General features: G+C 47.4%; 8 protein-coding genes and 1 tRNA gene. 5 read left to right on the top strand and 4 right to left on the bottom strand.

Annotation, left to right across the window (positions count from 1 at the left end):
* The 3 genes from KH703_RS09755 to KH703_RS09765 all read right to left on the bottom strand — a co-directional run.
* The coding region (locus KH703_RS09755; protein WP_304295698.1) for a hypothetical protein at positions 1–3,855 on the bottom strand (3,855 nt) is incomplete at its 3' end.
* A 315-nt stretch (positions 3,856–4,170) separates the two neighbouring features.
* The gene (locus KH703_RS09760; RefSeq protein WP_304295700.1) at positions 4,171–5,412 is read right to left on the bottom strand and encodes an ArsS family sensor histidine kinase; all 1,242 of its coding nucleotides are present in this window, start codon (positions 5,410–5,412) and stop codon (positions 4,171–4,173) included.
* 496 nt (positions 5,413–5,908) lie between these two features.
* Positions 5,909–6,586: a response regulator transcription factor gene (locus KH703_RS09765; protein WP_005870247.1), complete on the bottom strand. Its 678-nt coding sequence runs from the start codon at positions 6,584–6,586 to the stop codon at positions 5,909–5,911.
* A 325-nt stretch (positions 6,587–6,911) separates the two neighbouring features.
* On the opposite strand from KH703_RS09765, the gene KH703_RS09770 reads away from it, so the two are divergent.
* The 5 genes from KH703_RS09770 (at position 6,912) to KH703_RS09790 (ending at position 9,934) form a co-directional block, all read left to right on the top strand.
* Positions 6,912–7,208, top strand: coding sequence for an HU family DNA-binding protein (locus KH703_RS09770; RefSeq protein WP_291937435.1), 297 nt, complete (start codon positions 6,912–6,914; stop codon positions 7,206–7,208).
* A gap of 70 nt (positions 7,209–7,278) precedes the next feature.
* Positions 7,279–7,365, top strand: a tRNA-Leu gene (locus KH703_RS09775).
* Between the two features lie 115 nt (positions 7,366–7,480).
* Positions 7,481–8,914: an acetyl-CoA carboxylase subunit A gene (locus KH703_RS09780; RefSeq protein WP_304295703.1), complete on the top strand. Its 1,434-nt coding sequence runs from the start codon at positions 7,481–7,483 to the stop codon at positions 8,912–8,914.
* A gap of 8 nt (positions 8,915–8,922) precedes the next feature.
* On the top strand, positions 8,923–9,207 hold the full coding sequence (locus KH703_RS09785) for a hypothetical protein (protein ID WP_297961923.1): 285 nt from the start codon (positions 8,923–8,925) through the stop codon (positions 9,205–9,207).
* A complete protein-coding gene (locus KH703_RS09790; RefSeq protein WP_304295706.1) occupies positions 9,200–9,934 on the top strand; it encodes an arginyltransferase in 735 nt (244 codons plus the stop codon). Before KH703_RS09785 ends, KH703_RS09790 begins: the two co-directional genes overlap by 8 nt.
* 622 nt (positions 9,935–10,556) lie before the next feature.
* On the opposite strand, the gene KH703_RS09795 is transcribed toward KH703_RS09790, so the two are convergent.
* Positions 10,557–11,365, bottom strand: an 809-nt coding sequence (locus KH703_RS09795; protein ID WP_304295708.1) for an ATP-binding protein, incomplete at its 5' end; no start/stop codon positions are given.

Here is an 11,365-nt window from a genome sequence, read left to right on the forward strand (position 1 = left end):
ATTTACTACGTTGTTGCTGCCGCTAGCGGCTTCTGCTGCGTAGACATTGCCAGCAACTTGCGTGTTGCCGTTTAAATTTACAGTGTTGGAGGAAGCGGTAGCTCCTTTGCCACCCGTTACGTTACGACCGACACTGCCGCCTTGAAACGTTACGGTATTGAAATCCGCTTTATCATTCTCGCTGTATCCGCTGTAAATATCGCCTCTTAAAGTGGAGTTTACGACCGCCTCGTTATGCGAGGCTTCTCCCGAGCTCCTGCCCGTATATACACCGCCCATGACGCTGCCGCCTTGGATGTTTAACTTATTGGAATTTGCGCTACCGCCGGTACTAGAACCGCCGTAAATACTGCTTAATCCCCAGTTTTTCGGCGCGACTTTTACGTTGGTAAGGCTTACTTTGTTACCGGAAGCCCCACTACTACCTTGCCCGCCGTAAATATTAGCGACTTGCCCGCTCTCAAGGCTTACGATGTTTTCGTTTGCCTTACCGCCGTAAGCGCTCTGTCCGCCGTAAACTCCTGCTCCAGAGCCCAAAGCGGTTAAATTTTTAGCATTTACGCGGTTTTTCGATGCATCGCCCGTGCCGTACGTTACGCCGCCGATCACGTCGCCGCCCACTTGTACGGCGCCGCTATCGTCCATGTTCAAATTTACCGTATTTTCGGTTGCATCGCTTTTCATAGATAAGCCGCCGATGACACTGCTGTTGATTTTGGTACCGTTAGCAACGTTTATCTTGTTTTTATATGCCTTGCCCGTTCCGTTTGCTGCGGCAAAGCCTCCCCAGACATTACCGCCGCCTTTTTTCTGTCCGCCTTTTAAATTTATCGTCGAGTCGTGCGCGTCGCCTCTTAGTGCGTGGCTACCGTAAATGCTGTCGCTGATAGTCGTATTGTTGGTGTTTATCGTATTGTGATGAGCCTCGCCGTATTCTGCGTAGCCGCCCTTTACGTCGTCTCCCACCGAAGTGCCGTCTGCCTCGAATGTAACGCTATTATTATAGACCGCTTTATTGCCGGCATCATTTGAATGACCGCCGCTTAGCGCGCCCAAGCTCGTGCCGCTTTTTACTACAAGAGAGTTGTCGTGCACGTTGCGATCGGATTTTGTTAGATCATCGATGCCCGCTCTAATTGCTTTGCCTTTCAAATTACCCGCGCTTTGAGCTACGATTACGGAATTTCCCGTATTGGCGCGCAAATTCGGATTACTCGCACCATAGCGCGTAAATTCCTCGTTGCTAGGATTGGTAGTGGTTGATCCGCTTCCAAATATTCGGTCATTCCAAGCTTCGGTGATTTCGTTTCTTTCCATTAACAGATCGCGTGAGCCGTTTGCGGCATCTACATAAATTTTAGCCGCATCGATCTTATACTGCGTATCGCTAAGGATGGTATAAATTTGATTTACCTGAAGCGTTTTATCGGTGAAATTTTTGATCGCACCGCTGTTTTTGTGTATCAAATAATACTTCTGCCCGCTGCTTAGCTCCATAAGCGCGGCGCTAGGATCCTTGCCGTTTAGCGTCACATCCGCGCCGCCTAGGTTCGTATCAGAATTTGCGGTTAAATTTAACGCTGCGCTAGCTGCAGAGGTGGAGTTTTCAAAATTTGAAAAATCTATCTTCGAAAAATTCTCTATGTTCGCTGCGGCCAAATTTCGTACGTTGCCCAAGGTGTAAGCGTTAAAATTTGCGTTAGATTTAGTGGCATCGACGTTTAGGATATTGCCCTGTTGTCCGATAGGATTGCCTCCGTATATCGTGCCTTTAACGTAGCCGCCTTTGAAATTTACGACATTTTTGCCGCCCAACGCGGTGCCCCATGACCCATATACGTGGCTGCGCACCTCACCGCCGTTTAAATTTACGACATTTTCGGAATTCTCCGTCCTACCGAAAGCCCCGATTATTCTATAAACCGACGAATTATCTCCGTTCATATTTACTTCGTTTTTGACTAAGCTTCCCTTGCCGTTAGCGACCGCAAGAGCGCCGTAAACCGTGGAATTTGAACCCAAAATTCTAGCGTCGTTAATATTTACTTTATTGCCGCTTAAAACAGCACCTTCGCCCGACCAGGTTCCGAAATTAGAATACGCACCGTAAAAAGCGCCGCCGCTAAGCGTATTAGTTCCTTTAATATTTACTATGTTATTCGTTAAATTTACCGACGTAACGTTGCTACTTTTAACGTTTATTCTAGCGCCTTGGACGTAATTTAAAGCGCCGTTTACGTTTTCGATATTTACGACGTTGCCTTTCATCTCGGCGCCGCCGCCGTTTAAATCAATCTCGCCGCCCTTTACGTCGCGGACGGTATTGTTCGTATTTTTGATACTTATCGTATTGCCGTTTATCTTTACCGTGCCCGTAGCATTCGCTTTCGTTGCTATAGTGCCGCCGTGAACTAAAAATTGAGAAAACTGCGTAGGCGAGCTTAAATTTGAAACCGAAACGACGTTGCCGCTGATCTCGGCATCTCCTTCGGCAAAATCGATACGACCGACTTCGATCCTAGGAGTGCTGCTAAACCTTCCGCCGCTAATCGTTACGCTATTGCCCTTTATCGTACTTGCTCCGCTAGCGTATGTGCCGTAAACGCTTGAGGAAAAATTCCCGCCGCTAATTGAAATTTCATTTTCGCTAGCATTAGAATTTGCGCCTGCAGACGCACCGCGTACTTCGCCGACTGAACCGCCGCCGATTGAAATTTTATTTCTCGCAAGCGTGCCTCTATCGCCCACAAGCGCGCCATATACTCTGATGACCGAGCCTGTGTTAATTGAAATTTTATTGCCGTTAAGCGTGCTGTTCGTGCTCGCTTGCCCGCCGATGAGATTAGTAATCGCGCCGCCGTTTACGACGATCTCGTTGTCGTTTGCCTCGCCTGAGGTGAAGCTATTGACATGCGTATTGCTTGCGACGGCGCCGCCGTGGACGTCATTGATGGAGCCGCCGCTAATCGTTACTTTATTGCCCGATACGCCTATTTTGCCGATGCCGCCCGTTATTTTACTCACGTTTGCGCCACTAAATTCCACGATATTGCCGCTAGCTTTGCCGTTTAGAGACATGCCGCCCTTTACGTAGCCCGCGCCGCTAGCTTTTTTGATTATCACGCGGTTGTCGCTTACGACGGAATTTGCACCGCCGCCATTGTAGCCGCCGTAGATAAATCTACCCGCAAGACCGCCCGTCGTGTCGATATAGACGGTGTTTCCCTCTACGCTTACACCCGAGTTACGAGCCGTACCGCCTATGATAGCGTAATCGCCGTGTCCTCCTCCGATGCCGCCGCTTCCGGTTATATTTACGATATTTCCTTTAACCGAGCCGCTCGTAGCGCTGCTAGCTCCGCCGTAAGCCGCATTTGTAGGACCCGCACCGCCAGTGATATTTACGATGTTGCCCTCTACGCTACCGCCCTCGCTAAATCCGCCGTAGATCGTGCCGCCCTTAGCTCCTGTCGTATGGCGTACCGCACCGCCGCTATAATTTATAGTATTTAAGGACGCATCGCCGCTTTTAGCGTAACCGCCGTATAGCGCGTTTAACGTACCGCCGCTCATATTGATCGTATTTGAGTTCGCGTTACCGCTTGCGGCGTAGTGACCGATTACGACCGCCGTATCGCTTAATCTAGTAACGCTTTGCCCGCCCGTAAAGGCGTCATTTGCTCTGATTTCGATATTTGCGCCTGCTACGCCGAAGCCTACCGCCGCATTTATGTTATCGGAGAGACTTACTTGCTTTAAGCTTAAAATTTGAGAATTTGTGATGTTCGTCGCATCGGCTGCGAATAAATTTGATGAGATTGCGATTGCGGCAATTACGCTAAGTTTAATTTTCATCGTATATACCTCTAGTATGGATTTTAAGTTTTTATTTTAACTCGATATATATTTAAGAAATATGAATTTTACCATTTTACATATAAATACCGTATAATACGCGGACAATCGAACTTTTAAGCAATTGAAATAGGATTAAAATTCGGCATTTATATAGATTTTTGCACGATAATTTTAAGTTCATAAGCAAAATTTTTCTCTAAGAGGAATTTTAAAAGCAGAAGCAGAATTCCAATGTGTAAGGCAAGCCGAATTTTACTGTGCAGCAAGAGATTTTTATGAAGAAAGTATCGCGTAAATTCTACACCCATAGGCTTATGGCACGACGATTTTTGTTAAATTTAAAAAACTAAAGATGTTTTTGCTTTCTTCGTGACGGTATGTAAAATTTAACCCGTGCGCCTTGGCGATATTATCGACGATGTAAAGCCCCAGGCCGAAGCTTTGTTTGGCGTTCGTGCCCTTGACGAAGGCCTCTTTGTAGTAGCTAAAGTCCTTCTGCAGCGGCTCGCCTAGCGTTATGAAGTCCATCGTTTGGGCGTCTAAGCGGATTAAAATTTTACCGTCTGCGGCGTATTTAACGGCGTTGTCGATTAAATTTTTCACCGCGACGCAAAAGAGCTTCAGATCGACGTTTAAGCTCAGGCCTAGCGGATTTTGCAGCGTGACGCAGCCTGGCTCGATCATCGCGATACTAAGCGCTTCTTTTAAAATTTCATCCATTGAAAAAATTCCGCATTCGCCTAGCGCCGTGCCCGCAGTCGCGCGCTCGACTGCCGCGAATTCGTTGATTAGACTCTCCAGCCGCTCAAAGACGGAGATGAGACGCTCCTGATTTTTGCCGTGCTCGATCATCTCGACGGCGATGCGACCCTTTGTGATGGGGGTTTTGAGCTCGTGCATTATGTTTCGCAAAAACAGATGGCGCGATTCGTTAAGCTTATTTATCTGCGTGACCGCCTCGTAAAATGCGTGCGAAACCTCGGAAATTTCGTCGTTTCCTACGCTTACGTCCTTGATTTGAAGATCGCCTTTAGCAAATTTATCGATCTGGCGCTTAAGCTTGCGAAGGGGGCGAATTTTACGGATGATGAAGATATACGCAAGCAGGATGATCACCAAAATGACGCCGTAGATCGCTTTGAAAATATCGTAGCGGTAGGGCTGATACTCCTTGTCGTTTAAAAGCCGCGTCTCGCCTGCATGCGTGATTTTTAAGTAGTGCTTGCGCTTAAAAAGCAAGATGTCCGCAGAGCCGATGTCTGCGGAGATGCTATCTAAAATTTCGGCGCCTTTGATGATCTCATCGCGCTTGGCTTCATCGCGGATGGTCGAAAACTCGAAATTTGCGACCTGCCGTTCGTATTCGACGTCGCTGATGAGCTTGCTCATTTGATATAGGTTCGCGCGCGCAACGATGGAGTACTTGGAGTTTAGCTCGCGGGTGTAGTTTTGCTGATCGTAGCCGATGAGCCAGAGTAGAGCGAGCGAAACGCCCACGGTAGCGAGCGCGAAGATGAACGTGATGGTATAAAAAATCGACGATCTGACTTTCATTAAATTTATATGATCCTTAAATTTTTAAAATTTCAAAGCTTTGAAGCCGCTGGCTTTCTTTGGCTTTGGTGCACGAATCGGCTTACGGCTTATCCGGCTTTAAATTTGCAGCGTGTCTTAAAGGCATAGCGCGTAAATTTTAAAATTTCATTGCAAAGCAGGGCACTTTAAATTTAATAGCCGCGCCGCTTTAAATTTTTAAAATTTACCCCTTCGCTGCCCTCAACTCTGTTTTTACGGCTCGTTCTTGCTCGCAGCGCCGAATTTTGCCGAAATTTACAACGATGAAATTTCATGCTTATTTAAAATCGCACGCCGAATTTATAACTACAAAATTTTATCGTAAAATTTTAACGCTTCGGTTGCGGCGTTTTAAATTTAAATGGGAAATCGCGCAGACCTACTTGCGATTCCAGTTTCGCCGCGCGAGTGCCTATTAAATTTAGAGCCACGAGCGGCGAAATTCTATCGCGCCGCTCGCCGGACGCAGGCCCGCTCATTGTATCAGCTTATAGCCTACGCCGCGGATGGCGTGGATGTAGCTAGGCGCCTTGGACGTTTCGCCAAGCTTTAGGCGGATGCGACCGATGATGACATCGATACTTTTGCTCGAGGATTCCTCGCTTATGGAGCTGCAGTTGTAGATGAGCTCCTCGCGGGTGATCGCGCCGCCTTCCTTTTTGATGAGATACGAAAGCACGTCGTATTCGGCGATGGTGAGCGACAGTGGCTGTCCTTTAAAGCTGATGACGTGGCGGAAATCGTCCACCTCGAGGTCTTTTTTTGGCTTTGCGGCGCGCTGGATGGAGTTTATGTCGTAGCGCTCGATGTGGCGTTTGATGCGCGCTAAAAGCTCTTGCGGATTATAGGGCTTTGGCAGATAATCGTCCGCGCCGAAGTCGAAAGCGTTGATCTTGTCGGTCAGATCGTGGCGGGCGCTTGAGATTATGATCGGTATATCGGTGTTTTTGCGGATCTCTTTGCAGACCTCAAGCCCGTCCATCCCAGGAAGCGTGAGATCTAAAATCACGAGGTTGAAATTTTCTAAATTTAACTTAGAAAGCCCCAAAAACGGATCGTCCGCCACGGTGATATCGATATCGTATTGCTGCAGATATTCGCTTAAAATTTCGGCGAGTTCTAAATCGTCCTCTATCATTAAAATTTTAGTCATAAAAAAGCCTTTGAAATTTTGCGCGGATTATAACAAAATATAGTTTATATATTTTAAAGCGGCAGGCTGGGGCGAAATTTTATAAAAATGAAGCAAGAAGGGTAAAATCTTGAAATTTTTTGAAATCTGGCAAAATTTCAAAAATAAGCTCCAAAAATATGGCGAAATTTTGAAATTTAAAGAAGCAAAATCTGAAAAATTGACGAATTTGGCTAAATTCGGCTAAATTTTGCCGATTTTTGCGTTTTTTTCTTAAAAAACTATTGTATTTTTTGCGAAACTATTGTAGAATACCGCACAAACCACTTTATTTTAAAGGATTAGCATGAAAAAAGCTGATTTTATCCAGGTAGTTGCCGATAAGGCAGGTCTTTCTAAAAAAGATACCGTTAAGGTAGTTGATTCTGCACTTGAGGCTATCAAAGAGCTTTTGGTAAAAGGTGATGACATAAGCTTCATCGGCTTCGGATCTTTCGGTATCGCAGAGCGTGCAGCTCGCGAGGGTAAAGTTCCTGGCACAAACAGAACTTACAAATCTCCTGCTACTAAAGTAGTAAAATTTAAAGTCGGTAAACAGCTAAAAGAGGCTGTTGCAGCTGCAAAAGGCAAGAAGAAAAAATAATTTTCTTGCTCCAAGCCCCGTCTTCGGGGCTTATCTCTTTTAAATTTATACAATCAAAACTTTTTAAAATGCCCGAGTGGTGAAATTGGTAGACGCACCAGACTCAAAATCTGGCGAGGGCGACCTCGTGTCGGTTCGATTCCGACCTCGGGCACCATAAATCTTCTTTAAATTTTATCCGTAATTTCAACCGCCTTTTGCAAATTTCAACTTGCTATAAAATTTTTTATACTATTATTACTGCGGTATTTCTTTAAAAGAGGCAATTATTTATGATACGTAAAATTCTTATCGCTAATCGCGGCGAGATCGCGGTTCGCATCATTAGAGCCTGCAGAGATCTGCATATTAAAAGCGTCGCGATCTATACCAAACCCGACGTTGATTGTTTGCATGTAAAAATCGCCGACGAGGCTTACGAGGTAAGCACCGATGCGCTAAAAGGCTATCTGGACGCCAAAAAGATCGTCGAAGTCGCCAAAGAGTGTGGCGCTGATGCGATACATCCTGGATACGGCTTTTTGAGCGAGAATTTTGACTTTGCAAGAGAGGTCGAGGACGCGGGCATTATTTTCATCGGTCCAAAACCCGACGTTATTCGCAAAATGGGCAACAAAAACATCGCTCGCTATTTGATGCGCAAAAACGGCATTCCGATCGTGCCGGGCACCGAAAAGCTAAATCACGAGAGCATGGATACGATTAAAAAATATGCGCGCGAGATCGGCTATCCCGTGATTTTAAAGGCTAGCGGCGGCGGCGGCGGACGCGGTATCCGCGAGGTGTGGGAGGAGAAGGATATGCAGAGCGCCTATGACTCGTGCACGAGGGAGGCGAAAACCTTTTTTAACAACGATGAAATTTTTATGGAAAAACTCGTCGTCAAGCCGCGCCACATCGAGTTTCAGATCATCGGCGACAATTACGGCAACATCATTCATCTATGCGAGCGCGATTGCTCAATCCAGCGCCGCCATCAAAAGATTATAGAGATCGCGCCGTGCCCCTCGATAAGCGAGCATCTACGTAAAACGATGGGTACGACCGCGGTAGCTGCGGCAAAGGCGGTGAATTACACGAACGTCGGCACGGTGGAATTTTTGCTCGATGACTACAACAACTTCTATTTTATGGAGATGAATACCCGTATTCAGGTCGAACACGGCATCACCGAGGAAGTTACGGGCGTCGATCTCGTCGTACGCCAGATCCGCATCGCAAACGGCGAAATTTTAGAGCTCGAGCAAAGCGATATCAAGCCGCACGGCTACGCGATCGAGGCTAGAATCACCTCCGAAAATGTCTGGAAAAATTTTACCCCGGTTCCCGGCACCGTTAGCGATTATTATCCTGCACTTGGTCCCTCCGTGCGCGTTGATAGTCACATCTACAAGGGCTATAAAATTCCGCCGTTTTACGACTCGCTTCTAGCCAAGCTCATTATTAAAACCACCGACTACGACCTGGCCGTCAATAAGCTAGAGCGTGCGCTGAAGGAGTTTCGCATCGAGGGAGTGCGTACGATCATTCCGTTTTTGCTCAGCATCAGCAAGTCGCGCGAGTTCCGACTCGGTTTTTTCGACACGAGCTACGTAGAGAAAAATTTAGACAAAATTTTAGAAAACACTATGGACGATATGCAGCCGAATAAAAACGAAGCGATCGCCGCCATTATCGCTGCGATGCGCAAATCGGCGCGGATTTAGGAAAGAGTATGGATTTTTTAGATAGCCTAAAAGATATAAAAAAGGATATGCTTAAGGACAAGGCGGCAAGCTCCGCGCCCAAAAAGCCCAAAAAACCGAATTCAAATCGCGACGAGTTTAAAGATATTTTCAGAGATGATGATTCAAGCTTGCAAAGCGAAAGCGGCTTAGACGGCGTCGCGACGGAAGAGTTTGACGTAGCCAAAGAGAGCATCGCCGCACGCGAAAAGCGCCTCAAAGACGAGTTTTTAAAATACGTGGACGCGGCAAATATCAAAAAGCTGAATGACTGAAATTCCATTTTGCACGCTGGATTTTTCTTGCCCCTATCTGGACGGTAGAGCCGCGCGCAGCGAGTATCTCTACATAAAAGACTGCGACTTCGAGTATAATTCAAACTTAGTGCAGCACGGCTATCGCCGCTTCGGCAGGTATTTTCAAAAGCCCATTTGTGCGGGATGTGCGGAGTGCAAAAGCCTACGCGTCGATGCTGCAAATTTTAAATTTAGCAGATCGCACCGCCGCGTCTATAAAAATAATCGCACGACCGCCTATGTATGGCAATCTCGCCCGCTTTTAAACGATGCGCGTTTGGAGCTTTTCGCGCTTTATCACGACTACATGCATCTAAAAAAGGGCTGGCCTTTGCAAGAGATCGATTTCGAGCGATATGATGAAATTTACGTCCAAGGCCACGGCGACTTCGGCAAAGAAATTTCCTACTACGGCGAGGACGGGCGGCTTATCTGCGTCGATCTTATCGATATCGTGGATGACGGCATTAGCTCGGTGTATTGCTACTACGATCCGTATCTGCCGCATCTAAGTCTGGGTAAATTTTCGCTTTTAAAACAGATCGAGTTCGCCCAAGATTTGGGGCTGCGCTGGATTTATTTGGGCTACGCGGTGAAGCAGTGCCCGAGCCTAGCGTATAAATTTAGCTACGAGCCGTATGAAATTTTAAACTCATACACAGAGCTTGATGCTCCCGCCGTCTGGGAGGGGCGCATAGAGGGGTAGGTTCCACCTGCGGGCGTCCCAGAGCAGCCTAGGCATACGCGCTGCGTAGAATGGTAAGTTTTACGCATCCGTACAGCGACAGCGGGCGGTAGCCGAGATCGTACTGCCGTGTAGAATTCACTCGCGCGCAGATACGACGCGGTATGTTAAAAGCACGCCTCGGCGTCAAATCTCGCGCTGAAATTTAGCGCGCTATGAGTATTCAAGGCTTTTGAGTCACGGCGGGCGTTAAATTTTGCGCTGAAATTTAGCGCCGCTCTGCCTGCGAAAATATCTGCGGCGAGGAAATTTAAAAGGAGGGCAGATGGGTTTGCAAATTTTACGGCAGGCTCGGCATTTACATGTTGCAAGACGGCACACGCGACTTTTGGGCGTACTTGGCTCTTGAGTGCGCGCGAAAAAGGGCGATCGGTTTCGTAATATAACTCTTACGCTGCCGCAATTAGCCTTGGCGCTGCGACCGGCTTCGGCATTGGCCTAGTTTCGATATCGCGATTGGTTCTGGTCCGTAACTGATACTGCCGCGCAAGCGGCGAAGCACGAAAAGATGGCTTATAAAGCACGATACAGCATATATTTTGTAAAATTTAAGCAAACTGCGAAGCCGCAATAAGACGACCGGTTACGGCAAATTTATCAGCCCCGCCTTGTTTTCCAGCGTTTTTGGGATCAATAAAACCTTACCGTCGCTTGAGATGTCCGCGGGCCTTTGCATCGCGCCGAGATCTAGCTTTAGCACGTGTCCGTCCGTACCGATGCGCCAAATTTTACCGCTTAAAAGATCCTCGCCCCAGTCACTAATTAAAATTTCGCCGTTTTTTCCGCGCGCTATGCCGTAGAAAACCCCCTTCATATCGGCAAAGATCGAAATTTCGCGGGATTTCAGATCCATGCTTAGCACGCGCCCCGGGACCTTTCCGCTAAGATCGAATGTAGTGATCAGAAGCTTATCGCCTTTAGCCAAAAGTCCGTTTGGGCTGCCTAACGATAGATCGATGCGCGCAAACTCATCCGCGGTGCGCGAGAGCAGGTCGATGCGCCAGATCGTCCCACGCGCGGGATCGCTTGCGAGCAAAACTTCTCTACCGAGCGCTACGACGTCGTTTAGGGCCTGTGCTCCCTCGATTTTTAGATTGAAAACCTCCTGGCTTTTGGCAAAACCCCTGATCGTATCGATATCGCAGACATAAAGCACGTCCGCGATCTGCGCCATTCCGCCCGGATTTACCAGATCGTCTATAAAATTTGTCTCAACAACATTGGAATTTTTTACTATGCGGCTGATGAAGCCGTCGCGCTCTTGTGGATCTTCACTGCTGCCGCGATTTGCGATGTAAAAAGCGTCATCGGTAATGAGCGAACCACCAGGTGCGCTAAATCCGTCGATCTCTAGGCCAAAAAGCGCGCCCGCCAAGGCACACGAAAATAAAA

This window comes from Campylobacter gracilis (genome assembly GCF_018374135.1).
GTDB lineage: Bacteria > Campylobacterota > Campylobacteria > Campylobacterales > Campylobacteraceae > Campylobacter_B > Campylobacter_B gracilis_A.